The organism is Betaproteobacteria bacterium (genome assembly GCA_016720855.1).
Taxonomy (GTDB): Bacteria; Pseudomonadota; Gammaproteobacteria; order Burkholderiales; family Usitatibacteraceae; genus FEB-7.
Genome location: JADKJU010000001.1, coordinates 378,764 through 393,018, shown reverse-complemented (window position 1 = coordinate 393,018; position 14,255 = coordinate 378,764). Strand labels below are relative to the sequence as shown.

At 66.9% G+C, this 14,255-nt stretch carries 11 protein-coding genes and 1 pseudogene; 1 reads left to right on the top strand and 11 read right to left on the bottom strand.

The window, feature by feature from the left end; all coding sequences use genetic code 11:
* Positions 1-22: 22 nt before the first annotated feature.
* From IPP91_01695 to IPP91_01685, 3 genes are read right to left on the bottom strand one after another with little or no spacing between them, the layout of a single operon-like run.
* On the bottom strand, positions 23-1,489 hold the full coding sequence (locus IPP91_01695; protein ID MBL0140792.1) for an aldehyde dehydrogenase family protein: 1,467 nt from the start codon (positions 1,487-1,489) through the stop codon (positions 23-25).
* Between the two features lie 54 nt (positions 1,490-1,543).
* The gene (locus tag IPP91_01690) at positions 1,544-2,716 is read right to left on the bottom strand and encodes an iron-containing alcohol dehydrogenase (GenBank protein MBL0140791.1); all 1,173 of its coding nucleotides are present in this window, start codon (positions 2,714-2,716) and stop codon (positions 1,544-1,546) included.
* Between the two features lie 12 nt (positions 2,717-2,728).
* Positions 2,729-4,540 (bottom strand): MmgE/PrpD family protein, encoded by a 1,812-nt coding sequence (locus IPP91_01685; GenBank protein ID MBL0140790.1) that lies wholly within the window; start codon positions 4,538-4,540, stop codon positions 2,729-2,731.
* Between the two features lie 155 nt (positions 4,541-4,695).
* Between IPP91_01685 and IPP91_01680 the strand changes: the two genes are divergently transcribed.
* On the top strand, positions 4,696-5,475 hold the full coding sequence (locus tag IPP91_01680; GenBank protein ID MBL0140789.1) for a helix-turn-helix domain-containing protein: 780 nt from the start codon (positions 4,696-4,698) through the stop codon (positions 5,473-5,475).
* A 16-nt stretch (positions 5,476-5,491) separates the two neighbouring features.
* Here the strand turns inward: IPP91_01680 and IPP91_01675 are convergent.
* From IPP91_01675 to IPP91_01640, 8 genes and pseudogenes are all read right to left on the bottom strand, one after another.
* A pseudogene (locus IPP91_01675) lies at positions 5,492-5,584 on the bottom strand (gamma-glutamyltransferase).
* Positions 5,585-5,707: 123 nt separating this feature from the next.
* Complete coding sequence (locus IPP91_01670) at positions 5,708-6,943, bottom strand: AMP-binding protein (GenBank protein MBL0140788.1); 1,236 nt, start codon at positions 6,941-6,943, stop codon at positions 5,708-5,710.
* Entirely contained in the window at positions 6,943-7,758 is an 816-nt protein-coding gene (locus IPP91_01665) for an ABC transporter ATP-binding protein (GenBank protein MBL0140787.1), read from the bottom strand. The genes IPP91_01670 and IPP91_01665 overlap by 1 nt, the downstream gene beginning before the upstream one ends.
* 60 nt (positions 7,759-7,818) lie before the next feature.
* Positions 7,819-9,144 carry an ABC transporter substrate-binding protein gene (locus tag IPP91_01660; protein MBL0140786.1) on the bottom strand — a complete coding sequence of 442 codons (1,326 nt, stop codon included), beginning with the start codon at positions 9,142-9,144 and terminating at the stop codon, positions 7,819-7,821.
* Between the two features lie 61 nt (positions 9,145-9,205).
* A complete protein-coding gene (locus IPP91_01655) occupies positions 9,206-10,270 on the bottom strand; it encodes a branched-chain amino acid ABC transporter permease (GenBank protein ID MBL0140785.1) in 1,065 nt (354 codons plus the stop codon).
* 45 nt (positions 10,271-10,315) lie between these two features.
* Complete coding sequence (locus tag IPP91_01650) at positions 10,316-11,212, bottom strand: branched-chain amino acid ABC transporter permease (protein MBL0140784.1); 897 nt, start codon at positions 11,210-11,212, stop codon at positions 10,316-10,318.
* A gap of 100 nt (positions 11,213-11,312) precedes the next feature.
* The gene (locus IPP91_01645) at positions 11,313-12,104 is read right to left on the bottom strand and encodes an ABC transporter ATP-binding protein (GenBank protein MBL0140783.1); all 792 of its coding nucleotides are present in this window, start codon (positions 12,102-12,104) and stop codon (positions 11,313-11,315) included.
* A 10-nt stretch (positions 12,105-12,114) separates the two neighbouring features.
* Complete coding sequence (locus tag IPP91_01640) at positions 12,115-14,076, bottom strand: AMP-binding protein (protein ID MBL0140782.1); 1,962 nt, start codon at positions 14,074-14,076, stop codon at positions 12,115-12,117.
* Between the last annotated feature and the right edge of the window lie 179 nt (positions 14,077-14,255).

Sequence of the window (14,255 nt, the reverse complement as noted above, 5' to 3'; positions counted from 1 at the left end):
CCGTTTGTTTGAACCGCTCCTGCTAGAGCCCGAATCGAACGTTCTTCAATTGCGTGTCGTCCAGCAACGCCTCCTTGCCGCGCTCCTTGCCGATGCCGCTTTCCCGGAAGCCGCCGAACGGTGCATCGACAGATGAGCGCACCCCCGTGTTCACGCAGACGGTGCCCGCCGAAACCGTGCGCACCATCCGCATGGCGCGTGTCGCATCGCGCGTGAACACGCAGGCGGCGAGCCCGTAGCGGGTGTCGTTGGTGATGGCCACGGCCTCCTCCTCCGTGCGGAAGCGCATCACGGTGAGAATCGGCCCGAAGATCTCCTCGCGCGCCACGCGCATGGCGTTCGTCGCGCCATGGAAGAGCATCGGGGGGAGAAACGCGTCGCTCGCCAGGTCGCCGCGGCCCGAGAGGTCCACGTAGGCCTTCGCGCTCGCGCCCTCCGACTTCCCGATGTCCAGGTACTTGCGCACCTTTCCCGCCTGCGCGCTGCTCACCAGGGGCCCCATCTCCGTGTCGGGGCTTTCCGGCGCCCCCACCTTCACGGCCCGCAGCTTCGTCTCGAGCTTCTCGACGAAGGCATCCGCGACGGATTCCTCGAGCAGCACGCGCGTGCATGCGCCGCACACCTGGCCGCTGTTTCGCACGATGTCGGTGAATGCCACGTTAACGGCCTTGTCGAGATCCGCATCCGCGAAGACGAGCGAAGCGGACTTCCCGCCCAGCTCCAGCGTGAGGCGCTTCACCGTCTCCGCCGCCTCGCGGAAGATGCGCTTGCCGGATTCCGTGCCGCCCGTGAAGGAGATCTTGGCCACGCGCGGATCGCGAACGAGGGCAGCGCCCACCGGATCGCCGGGGCCGTTCACGATGTTGACAACCCCGGGAGGAAATCCGGCCTCGGCCACCAGCGCGCCCAGCTCCACCGTCGAAAGCGGCGTCACCTCCGACGGCTTGATGACCACGCAATTGCCCGCCGCCAAGGCCGGCGCCATCTTGAGCAGCGCGATGCTCAGGGGGAAATTCCACGGCACGATGAGGCCGCACACGCCAAGCGGCTCGCGAAGCGTGAAATCCAGGAGGGTTCTGTCGGAGACGTCCAGCGTCTCGCCCGACAGGCCCAGGAGGCAGCCTGCGTAGTACTCGAGCGTGCCGGGCCCGCCCGCGAGCCAGGCCCGGGAAGCCGCGATGGGCTTGCCGGCGTCATAGCACTCCAGCCACGACAACATCTCCGCCTTGCCGGCCAGCAGCCCGGCGAGCTTCATGAGCTTCTTCGAGCGCTCGCGCGGCAGCGTCGAACTCCACACCTTGTCGAACGCCTTGCGCGCCGCCCCGACGGCGAGGCTCACATCCTCCACGCCGGCTTCGTAGACCTCGGCGAGCACCTTGCCCGTCGACGGATCGATCGAAGGGAAGGTCTTGCCCGAAAGGCTGGGCACCTCCTTCCCGTCGATCAGCATGGGATAGGGACCCTTGCGCAGCACTTCTTCGCGTTTCATCGCTTTTCTGCCTTCTCGGTGTCGGTCACCGGCCCTGCCGGCGGCCGGAATGGTTCAGAGCGCCGCGCGGTAGAGGGCGGTGATCTCCTCGTTGCCCGGACGCCGGCAGTTGATCTGGGTGGAACGGCCCTTCGCGGCGAGCGTCGTGAGCCGCTCGATCATGTCGGCGCCAATGCCCAGCTCCGAGAGATGCCTGCAGGTGCCGGCCCGGTCGCGCAGGCCGATCATCGCCTCCACGCCCTGGGCGGCGAGCCCGGGCTCCTCGGCGCCGCTGCGGCCCATGAGGCGCGCGATGTTGGCGTAGCGCGGCGCGGCGGCCTCGAGGTTGAACCGGAGCACGTGCGGCATGAGCGCACTCAGGCTCTCGCCGTGGGTGCAGTCGATCATCGACTCGACGGCCGTGCTCAGGCCGTGGATCGCGTCGTTGCCCTTCATCGAGATCGCGATGCCGGCGAGGTGGCTCGCGAGCATCATCGCCGAGCGGGCGGCGAGGTTGCCGCCGTCCGCGATGGCGGTGGCGAGATTGCCGTTCACGAGGCGCATCGCCTCCTGCGCGCACATGTCGCCGATGGGGTTCACCTGGGCGTTGGTGTAGGAGCCCAGGGCATGGATGAAGGCATCCATCCCGGTGGAAGCGGTCATGCGCGGCGGCACGGTAACGGTGAGATGAGGGTCGAGGATCGACTCGGCAGGCCGGCAGCGGACGCTGCGTACCAGATACTTCTTGCCGCTCGCATCCTTCACCAGTGCGCCGGTGGTGGCTTCGCTCCCGGTGCCGGAGGTGCTGGGCACCACGATGAAACCGATGGGCGTGCCCGTGGCATCGTCCACCCCCTTGGCCTCGATCTCCTCGATGGAGCGCGCGCTCAGGAGCTGCATGGACATCACCTTGGCCGCGTCGATGGAGCTGCCGCCGCCCAGGGCCACGAGAAAATCGAAGCCGTCCCTGCGCAGCATCGCAACGCCTTCGGTCACCTCCGTCATCGTCGGGTTGGGCTTCACCTCGCCAAACAACACGGTCTCGACGCCAGCCGCCCGCAGGTGGCCGGCCACCTTCTCGGCAAGCCCCACCTTGACGAGACCGGCGTCGGTGACGAGGAGCGCGCGACTCGCGCCACGCGCCTTTGCCCTGGCCCCGAGCGTCGAGACGCTGCCCACGCCGAACGTGGTGCCGGGCGGCCAGGTGACGGAGAAGTTGATCTTGTGCAGCGGCTCGTTCAGTTCCATCGGTTCGGCTCCTTATTCGGGTTCGAAGTGCTTCATGACGGTGCGGATGTCCTCGACCTGGTCGATGCCACGCAGCGTGGCGAGCGCCTGCTCGACGCGTGCGTCGGACATGAAGAGACAGGCCCCCTCGCGGAACTTTTCCGCGTGATCGAAGGGGCGGTCGCGGGCTCCCAGGAGCTGGCGGCGCTCCTCGACATACTCGGCGCCGTCGTCCATGCGCACGCGAACGCGCGCCCCGTACTGGTAGTCGCTGTAGTACGCGGCGTGCATTTCCGGGTCGGCCTTGAAGCTCACCCGCGAGCGCAGGCGCTGGATGGCCGGGGACTGGATGCGGTCGGCGAGGTACTGCCGATAGGAGAACTCCCCATCGGCCAGGGCCGCCAGGGCGCCAAAGCCCGCATCGAAGCAGAGCGCCACGTGAGTGGCCGAGCCCTCGCGGATCTGTTCGTAGACATCCGGCTCCAGCGCCTGGAAGCGGGCAGCCACGTAGAGCATGACACCGGGGCCCTCGATTTCGATCGACGCCACCCGCGCAGGGTCGAAGCCGGGGATACGCCGGTGCAGCGCGAGGGCGCACTCGATCGCCGTGAGGTTGTAGGCGCAGGACGGGTGGCGCTTGGTGTTGAGCGTTCGCGTGTACCACTCCGTGCCCAGGCCCTTGAGGAGTTCCTCCTCGTCGACGATTTCGGAAACGGTGGCGAGCAGCCCCGCGGGATGCTCGATCATGTCGAGATTGCCCAGCAGGCCCGCCTTGGCGAGCGCGGCGGAGGTGATGCCCCACATCGCGGGCAGTCCGTTGCACAGCACCTTGCTGTCGGTCATCCAGCCGGTGTGACAGCTTTCCATGGCGAGGAAGCCGGAATGGCTCACGGCGCGCTGCGCCTGCAGCGGGTCCAGGCCAAGGAGCCGGCTCGCCACGAGGGCCGTCTCGACCTGATGGTTCGGCATGGAGTTGCCGACGTAGGCACCGCGCTGGATCGCCCGCGAGGTGCGCCCGTTGATCTCGTTTCCGATCACGACGGCGGCGATGAGGTCTCGGCCGGAGGCACCAGCCACTTCGCCGGTGGCCACCGCCGTGGGCACGACCGCGGCGCCCGAGTGGCTGATGATCACCCAGTCGTCGAAGTCGAGGACCTGGGCGACCGCCGAGTTGTAAAGGGCAGCGGCCGGTGCCGGCATACGGCCCCGGGCGCCGAAGAGAGTGGCCTGGCCCCCCTCGCCCATGATCGCGAGCCCGGCGTGGACACTCCGCGCGGCGGGCATCATGCTTCCCGTGTAGCAGGAACCGATCGTGGCCACGAGTTGCTCGCGCGCGATTGCCACCACGTCCGCGGGGATGTCCTCGTACCGCAATTCGCACGCGAAATGCGCGTAAGTGCGGGTGACCGGCGGGCGCGCCGCCCGTGTGGCCGCTCTCGGTGCCCGCGGCTCGCGTGCGGCCGACGCCCCAGCCGAGAGCATCGCCGTCTGCAGCAGCATCGAGAACTGCATCAGGAGCCGTCGCTGGTCCTTCGGAAAGCGGGCTCGTCCGGCAAGGATGATCGCCATGACGTGCATCTCGCCGGTGAGGACGCGTTCCCAGTCCTGCCACGCCATGCGGACGGTGGCATGCGGAGCGAAGGCGGGATCCGGCGCCCCGAGCTCCGCCTTGGTTCGCGACAGGCGCACGACGACCGTCTCGCCGTCCTGCGTCTCGCAGGAGATCGACCGTCCGAGTGCGCCTTCCAGCCGCCTGGAGACTACGCGGCCCTGAAGTCCCTCCCAGATCCTCACGAAATGCGCCAGCCCCTTCGCGAGTTCCCCGCCGTCGCCTCGTCCTTCCATGGCGCCTCGATCTCCACAGTGTCACCTAGTGACACCATCAATCATCTTGTGACATTATGAGGGGGTATACGGCCGGCGCGCAACCTCGCGATCGCGCAATGCGATGTTGCGATGCGGCACCGCACCGGCGCACCCATCGGCGGAGAGACCACGGCGTGATCAAGCAGAACCGCTCCCTTTCCCGGGGACTTCGAATCCTCAGGATGTTCAACGACATTCCCACCCCGTCGCTCACCGACATTTCTGCCGCCGTCGAGCTCACGAAGACCACTTGCCGGCGCTTCCTCATCACGCTCGAGGAAGAGGGGTATGTGGCTTACGACGAGGCGCTCAAGCGCTACTCGCTGCGCCCGCTGGTGCTGGAACTGGGGTACGCCGCCCTGGGAAGCATGTCGGTGCCGGACCTCGCCGCACCCTACATGCAGGAGCTCGCCGACCAGACCGGTGGCGCGGTGAGCCTGTCGGTCCTCGAGGGCGACCAGATCGTGTTCGTCGGGCGCAATGTCGCCGCCGCGGAGAAGCGAAAGCTCGTGACGATGAACCTGCACATTGGCATGCGCATGCCCGCCCACTGCACCGCCATGGGCCGCGTGCTCATCGGCGCTGACCACGAGGACATCCGCGACTTCGTGACGAGGATGCGGGTCGAGAAGATGACGCCCAAGACCCTCGTCAATCGTGCCCAGCTCACGAAGGCGATCCAGGAGGCGGCCAGACGCGGGTACGAGGTCGTGGCGGACCAGTTGAGTTTGGGGTACGGGGCCGTTGCGGTTCCGCTCACCCCCGCCAGCCCGCGGCGTTACGCGCTCGCGGTGTCTCTGTCGACCGCAGGCTACTCCCAGGCCCGGTTCGTGCGGGAGGTGCTGCCTGCTCTGTTGGAAGTGGCCGAGAAGCTCAACCGGATCACTGCAAGGGGTGGCCAGGGGAACGGCTGAGCGGGTCTTCCGTGCCCTTCGCCGGGTCGCTCACCAGCCAGAAGCCGTCCCCACCGATCGAGTTCATGCGGGGATAGACGACGGTGATGGTCGAGGCCATGGCCACCATCGCTCGACGGCAGGTAGGCAGTGGCGCTAATGGTAGCTGGCAGGCGTCATGGGTCGATTGGATAAGGGGACAGACCCCATTTCAGGAAATGGGGTTTGTCCCCTTTCCGCGATGCAGCGCCGCTCAGGCGTACTTGCGTGCGTCCTCGATCACCTTGCCGTCATTGGGCAGCGATCCCGCCGCAACGAAGCGGACTTCCCCACGCAGCTTGGTCACGTCGCGCAACGTCGCCTCGACCGCGTGCAGCAATTCCGGATCGGGAGCGCCGTCCCGCTCGACGTGAAGCGTGAGGAGATCGTTGCCGCCCTCGTTCCCGACCACGAGGCGCGCGCGCCCGAGGCCATGACGGCCCACGACGCTGGCGACCTGCTCCGGATGCACGAACAGGCCGCGGGCCTTGGTCGCCTGGTCGGCACGCCCCATCCACCCCTTGATGCGACTGTTGGTGCGTCCGCACGGGCTCGGCCCCGGGAGGCAGGCCGAGAGATCGCCGGTGGCGAAGCGCACCAGCGGGTAGTCCTCGTTGAAGGGAGTGACCACCACCTCACCGACTTCGCCTTCCGTCACCGGGTCACCGGTCCCCGGACGGACGATCTCCATGATGACTTCCTCGTCCACCACGAGACCTTCCCGCGCCGGCGTCTCGTAGGCGATGACGCCGAGATCCGCGGTGCCGTAGGCCTGGTATGCCTCGATGCCGCGCGCGCGCACGAATTCGCGAACCGGCGGCAGAAAAGCCTCGCCTGAAACAAGCGCGCGCCTGATCGACGTCGAGTCCGTGCCCAGTTCGTCGCACTTCTCGAGGATGAGCTTCAGGAACGAGGGCGTACCCACGTAGCCCACGGGCTTCAGGTCCTCGATCACGCGCGCCTGCATCTCCGTCTGCCCGACCCCGCCCGGGATCACCGCGCATCCGATGCGGTGCAGGCCCGTCTCGAACATGCTGCCCGCGGGCGTGAGGTGATAGGAAAAGCAGTTGAGCACGACATCGCCGGGACGAAAGCCGGCGGCGAAGAGCCCGCGCGCGGCGCGCCAGAAATCGGGACGGCGGCCTTCCGGATCGTAGATCGGCCCCGGGGAGACGAAGATGCGCGCCAGCCCCGAGGCCGGCGTGGCGTTGAGGCCGCCGAAGGGCCGCTGCGCGTTCTGAAGCTCCATCAGGCTCGACTTGCGCGTGAGCGGGAGCGTCGCCAGCGCCTCGCGCGTCATGATGCTGGCCGGGTCCACCGCCGCGAGCAATTTTCCGAAATAGCCGCTGCCTGCGCGCGCGTGCGCCACCAGGCCCGGCAGGCGCGTCATCAGGTCGCGCTCGCGCGCCTGCGCATCGCGCGTCTCGAGCGCGTCGAAATGCCCGCCCATCACGAGAGCCAGCGCTTGCGGCGCCGGTAGTTCTTGCTGTCGCGGAAATTCTTCCTTCCGCTGGTGGAGATGCCCAGGTAGAACTCCTTCACGTCCTCGTTCTCGGAAAGGTTGTGCGCGCTGCCTTCCATCACGACGCGGCCGTTCTCCAGGATGTAGCCGAAGTCCGCGAAGCGAAGCGCCACCATCGTGTTCTGCTCGGCGAGCAGGAAGGTCACCTTTTCCCTCGCATTCAGGTTCTTCACGATCTCGAAGATCTCCTCGACGATCTGCGGCGCCAGTCCCATCGACGGCTCGTCGAGCAGGATCATCGAGGGCCGTGCCATGAGCGCCCGCCCGATGGCGGTCATCTGCTGCTCGCCGCCCGAGGTGTAGCCCGCCTGCGAAGTGCGGCGCAGCTTCAGGCGCGGGAAGAATTCGTAGACACGCTCGAGCTCGGACCGGACCTCCGCGCGGGTGGCGCTGCGCGTGTACGCGCCCGTCAGCAGGTTGTCCTCGACGGTGAGGTGCGCGAAGCAGTGGCGGCCCTCCATCACCTGGATCACGCCGCGCTTCACGAGGTCGGAGGGCGTCATGCTGTCGACGCGCTCGCCGCGAAATTCGATGAGGCCCTTGGTCACCTCGCCGCGCTCGGCGCGAAGCAGGTTCGAGATCGCCTTGAGAGTCGTGGTCTTGCCCGCGCCGTTGGCTCCGAGCAGCGCCACGATCCCGCCTTCGGGCACGGAAAGCGACACGCCCTTGAGCACCAGGATCACGTGGTTGTAGATGACCTCGATGCCGTTGACCTCGAGGAGGGGCTTCGCGTCTTCTGCCATTTCACTTGCCTGTGGAAGGAGGCGCGGGAGGGCACAGCCCTCCCGCGGTTCGCTGCCCGGTCACTTCTCCTTGGAGCAGTCGCGCGGCGTGATCTTCCTCTCCGCGGCGTACTTCGCGGCGCTCGCCTCGACCATCGGGCGGATGAACTTGTTGTCCGCCTCGAGCCAATCCGAGGTATAGGTCCACTGCGTGCCGTCCCAGGTGTGGATGCGCCCCTTGCGCACGCCCTCGTGGTCCCGGCACGAGGTCTTGAGCGGCTGGACGATTTCCTCGAACCCGATCGCCTTGATCTTCGCGGCATCGAGGCTCAGGTTCTCGGCGCCCCAGCGCACCTCCTCGCCGGTGACAACGCGCTTGCCGTACTTGCCCTGCGCGGACTTGATGGACTCGATCAACAGCATCGCGGAGATCATGCCGCGGTTGTACATGACGCTGCCGACCTCCTCCTTCTTGGCCGCTGTTCCCTTGCCCTTGGCATAGAGGACTTTCATCATGTCCTTGTGCACCGGCTTGTCATGCTCGCTCGAGTGGCCGAGCGTGATGCTGTTGTAGCCCTTGGCCGCCGCTTCCGCGGGAAGCACGTCCGGCTCGGCGCCCGACCACCACCCGCCGTACATCTGCAGGCGCGGGTAGGAAACGGCGATCGCCTCCTTGATGGACGTGGAGTTCATGACGCCCCACCCCCACAGGAAGACATAGTCGGGGCGCTGCTGGCGTACCTGAAGCCACGTGGCCTTCTGCTCGACGCCGGGGTGCGTTACGGGCAGCTTGATGAGCTGGAAGCCGTGCTTCTTGGCGTGTGCCTCGAGGACCGGAATCGGCTCCTTGCCGTACGGGGAGTCGTGGTAGACGAGCGCGATCTTCTTGCCCTTGAGGCTGCCCTTCTTGGCGACGTGCTGCACGAGCATGTCGGCCGCCGACCAGTACGTGCCGAGGAACGGGAAGTTCCATGCAAACACGCTTCCGTCGGCCGAATCGGCGCGTCCGTAGCCCGTGGTCATGAGGACGATCTTGTCGGCCGCAACCTTCTCGGTGAGGGCGAACGTGATGCCCGTGGACAGCGGGTTCACCGCGACCGGCTTCTTGCTCTTCAGCCGCTCGTAGCACTCGACGCCCCGATCGGTGGCATACCCCGTCTCGCATTCCTCGTACGCGATCTTGATGCCGTTCACGCCGCCGTCGCGCTCGTTCACGAGCTTGAGGTAATCGACGAAGCCGTCGGCCCAGGGCGCGCCATTGGGCGCGTAGGCGCCGGTGCGGTAGACCAGCACCGGGACGAAGATCTCGTTGGCCTGCGCGGCGGCATCAAGGACGGCGCCCAGGGCAGCGGCGACCGCAACAGCCGCGGCGGCCGCCTTGAATTTCAGATTCGCTTTCATCTTCATTCTCCTCCTTGTGGTGGTGCAGCTGGTTACGACGACGTGACTGGACGCGCAGTGGCCTGGCCTAGTGCGGGAACGGCCAGAGACGCAGCTTTTCCTTCCCGATGGCCCACAGCCGCGCGAGCCCGTGGGGCTCCGCAATCAGGAAGAAGACAATCAATGCTCCGAAGACCATGAACTCGATGTGCGAGATCAGGGCGGTGGACAGCGGGATGCCCAGCCAGCCCGGCAGCTGGTTCAGGACCAGCGGCAGGATGACGATGAAGGCCGCGCCGAGGAAGGAGCCCAGGATCGAACCCAGCCCGCCGATGATGACCATGAAGAGCAGCTGGAACGAGCGGTTCACGTCGAAGGCGAGCGGCTCCCAGGCGCCCAGGTACACGAACGCCCAGAGCGCGCCGGCAAGCCCCACGAAGAACGAGCTCACGGCGAAGGCCGTCACCTTGGCATAGAGAGGCCGGATGCCGATCACCTCGGCGGCCACGTCCATGTCGCGCGTGGCCATCCACGAACGCCCGATCGCCCCGCGCGTGAGGTTGCGTGCGACCAGCGCGAAGACGCAGACGAAGGCGAGCACCAGCAGGTACTTCTGCACGGGCGATGCGAACGTGTAGCCGAAGATCGTGAGCGCCGGCGCAGCGACCGAACCCGACGGCGCGTAGTTGGTGAACCATCCGATTCGCGCGAATGCCCAGTCGAGGAAGAACTGCGCGGCGAGCGTGGCCACCGCGAGGTAGAAGCCCTTGATCCTCAGGCTCGGCAGCCCGAAGACCACGCCCACGACCGTCGCGGCGAGGCCCGCGAGCAGGAAGACGACGAGAAGGTTCAGGTCCGGGAGGCGGATGGCGAGGTTGTAGGCGGCGTATGCCCCGACCGCCATGAAGCCCCCGGTGCCCAGCGAGACCTGTCCGCAAAAACCCACGAGGATGTTCAGCCCGATGGCCGCGAGGGCGAGGATGAGGAATGGAATCAGAATGGCGCGGAACAGGTATTCGCTGGCAAGGAACGGCACCGCGCCGAACACGAAGGCAAGCGCAAGCAGGATGAACGCCTTGTCCTGCAGGATGGGGAAGAGCTGCTGGTCCGCCTCGTAGGAGGTCTTGTACTGGCCGGTTTCGCGGTAGATCACGGGATATCCCCCTGTCCCCCGGGAGAGGGTTGGGGTGAGGGGGCGCTAAACACGGTCGATGTGCTTTTCACCAAACAACCCTTCGGGCCGGAACAGCAGGAACACGAGCGCGAGCACGTAGGCGAACCAGTTCTCGATGCCGCCCCCCAGGTAGGGTCCGAGATAGACCTCGGAGATCTTTTCCCCCAGCCCGATGATGAGCCCGCCGATGATTGCACCCGGGATCGACGTGAACCCGCCCAGGATCACGACGGGAAGCGCCTTGAGCGCCACGAGTTGAAGCGAGAACTGCACGCCCAGCTTCGAACCCCAGATGACCCCGGCCACGAGCGCCACGATTCCCGCCACGCTCCAGACGATCACCCAGATGCGGTTGAGCGGGATGCCGATGGATTGCGCCGCCTGGTGGTCGTCGGCCACGGCGCGAAGCGCCCTGCCCGTTCCCGTCTTCTGGAAGAAGAGCGCCAGCAAGCCAACCAGCGTCGCGGAGATCGCCGCCGCGATCACGTCCTCCATGCCGACGAGTATTCCGCCCTCGAAGACGCTCTCCAGCAGGAGCTTCGGCTCCTTGGGCATGCCCACGTCGAGGGTGTAGACCTCGCTCCCCCAGACGAACTGCCCGAGCCCGTCGAGGAAATAGGCGATGCCCAGCGTCGCCATGAAGAGCACGATTCCTTCCTGGTTGACGAGCGGGCGAAGCACCAGCCGCTCGATGAACCAGGCGAGCGCGACCATGATCGCCACCGAGGCGGCAAGCGCGAGCGGCAACGGCATCACCTCCATGAGCCGGACGAGCGAAAGGGCCGCGAACAGCACCATGGCTCCCTGCGCGAAGTTGAACACGCCGGAAGCCTTGAAGATCAGCACGAGGCCTAGCGCCACGAGCGAATAGAGCACCCCTGACATGAGCCCGCCCAGCACCACCTCGATCCACTGCGGCAGGCGCGTGTCGGCGTCGAAGAGCGGCGCCACCGTCCCCATCGCGAGCAGCACGAACAGCACGTGGGTCATCCATCTCTTCTGGAAGAGGTTCATGGCGGTCCTAGTGTTTCACGCCCAGGTACGCGTCGATCACCGACTGGTTGGCGCGCACCTCGTCGGGCGTGCCGTCGCCGATCATCCTGCCGTAGTCGAGCACCACGACGCGGTCCGAGAGGTCCATCACGACGCCCATGTCGTGCTCGATCAGCACGATGGTGGTGCCGAACTCGTCGTTCACGTCGAGGATGAAGCGGCACATGTCCTGCTTTTCCTCCACGTTCATCCCGGCCATCGGCTCGTCGAGGAGCAGCACCTTCGGCTCCGCCGCGAGCGCGCGGCCCAGGTCGACGCGCTTCTGCAGGCCGTAAGGCAGGCGCCCCACCGGGGTCTTGCGCACGTGCTGGATCTCGAGGAAGTCGATGATCTCCTCGACGCGCTTGCGGTGGTGGATCTCCTCGCGCAGGGCCGGCCCCACGCGCAGCGCCTGCAGGAGGATGTTGGAGCGGATCATCAGGTTGCGGCCGGCGAGCAGGTTGTCCAGGACCGACATGCCCTTGAAGAGGGCCAGGCTCTGGAAGGTGCGCGCGATGCCCATCCGCGCGGCGTGGTGCGGTTCCATGGCAGCGCGCGTCTCGCCCCGGTAGGTGACGATCCCCTGCTGCGGGTGATAGACGCCGCTGATCACGTTGAGCATCGAGCTCTTGCCCGCCCCGTTGGGGCCGATGATGGCGCGGATCTCGTGTTCCCTCACGTCGAAGCTGATGTCGGTGAGCGCCTTCACGCCGCCGAAGGCAAGCGAGATGTTGTCCAGCCGGAGGATCACGTCGCCGAATTCGCGCGCGGCCGCATTCATGCCCGTTGCCTCATGCTGCCTTCCTTGCGGCCTGCGGCGGGAAGGTCTTCGCGCTTCGCACCGCGAGCTGGGCGCGCACGGTGCCCGTGCGCCCGTCCTCGAAGCGCACCTGCGCCTCGACCCAGCAGTGATCTTCCGTCGCCCCGTACAGGGCGTGCACGACGGTCTCGTATTTTTCGGCGATGTAGCGCCTGCGCACCTTGCGCGTCCTCGTGAGCTCCCCGTCGTCCGCATCGAGCTCCTTGTGCAGGACGACGAAGCGACGGATCTGGCTGCCGCAGAGCTTTTCGTCCGCGGCGAGGTCGGCGTTGACCTTCTCCACGCACTCGCGGATGAGCTCGTAGACCTGGGGCTTGGCCGCCAGGTCCTGGTAGCCGGAGTAGGCGATGCCGCGCCGCTCCGCCCAGTCGCCCACCGCCTGCATGTCGATGTTGATGATGGCGGTCGCCTCGGGGCGGGCGTCGCCGAAGGCGACCGCTTCCTTGATCGCGGCGAAGAACTTGAGCTTGTTCTCGAGGTACTTGGGCGCGAAGAGCGTGCCGTCCTGCAGCTTGCCCACGTCCTTGGCGCGGTCGATGATCTTCAGGTGCCCTTCCGCGTCGAAGTAGCCCGCGTCACCGGTGTGATACCACCCCTCGGCGTCCTTGGCTTCGCGCGTCGCCTCCTCGTTCTTGTGGTACTCGACGAAAAGCCCCGGGCAGCGCAGGACGATCTCGCCCGAGCCGAGCACGCGAACCTCCACCCCCTTCATCGGAACGCCGACCGTGTCCGGCTTGACCTGCCCGTTGGGTTGCGCGCAGACCGTGGCGCAGGTCTCCGTCTGGCCGTAGAGCTGCTTCAGGTTGATGCCGAGCGAGCGGTAGAAGACGAACAGGTCCGGGCCGATCGCCTCGCCTGCCGTGTAGGCCACGCGGATGCGCGACATGCCGAGCGTATTGCGCAGCGGGCCGTAGATCACGAGGCCCCCGAGCGCGTAGAGCAGCCGGTCGACTGCCGGCACCGGCCGCCCGTCCAGCAGGCGCGCCCCGACCCGGCGCGCGAGGTCCATGAAGTAGCGGTACAGCCAGCGCTTGATCCGCCCCGCGTCCTCCATGCGGATCGTCACCTGGGTAAGCAGTGCCTCGAGCACGCGCGGGGGGGCGAAGTAATAGGTGGGGCCGATTTCGCGCATGTCGGCGATGACCGTCTCGGACGATTCCGGGCAGTTGATCCGGAACCCCACCACCAGCCACTGCGCGTAGGAGAACAGGTTCTGTCCGATCCACGCCATGGGCAGGTACGCGAGGACTTCCTCGTCGTCGCGCAGGCTGTCGAGCTCCGCGTAGGCGTGGCTCGCGAGCACCAGGTTGTCGTGGGAAAGCACCACGCCCTTGGGATTGCCGGTGGTGCCCGAGGTGTAGAGCATGATCGCGGTGTCCGAACCGCACCCCCTGGCCACTTCCGCGTCGAAGTAATCCGGGTGTTCCCTGGCCCAGGCTTCGCCCGCTTCGCGCAGCGAATCGTAGGAAGCGAGCTCGTCGCGCTGGTAATGGCGAAACCCGCGCGGATCGTCGTAGAAGATGTGCTTGAGATCGGGGCACTGCGGCAGGATCTCGAAGAGCTTGTCGGCCTGCTCCTGGTCCTCGACGATGGCGAACTCGATCCCGGCGTTCTGGAAGACGAAAATCATCTCCTGCGCCGGGGCGTCCTGGTAGAACGGGACGGGGATCCCGCCCAGGGACTGCGTGGCCAGCATGGCCCAGTACAGGCGCGGACGATTGTCGCCGATGACGGCGAGGTGACTGCCGCGCGTGAAACCGCGCCCGGCGAGCCCGGCCGCGAGCAGGCGCACCTCGTCGCCGACCTGGCGCCAGGTCCAGCTCTGCCAGATGCCCAGGTCCTTCTCGCGGATGGCGGGGTGATTCCCCCGGTCGCGGGCATGGGCGAGCAGCAGCTTGGGAAACGTATCGGCGACCGCTAGGGCGGTGGCCATCGGCAGAACCCTCCTCCGGAAGTGGGATCTTTTGTCGCGTGCCCCCCGCCCACCTCGGGAGTCCGCTTCCTGAGCTCGCGCGAAACGCACGACCCATCAGGGAAGGGTCGCCTGCGGGGCCAGTGTAGCGGCAGGGCCTCGCGGTCAGTTGTCTTTTCGTTGACAATCTCGCCTGCGCA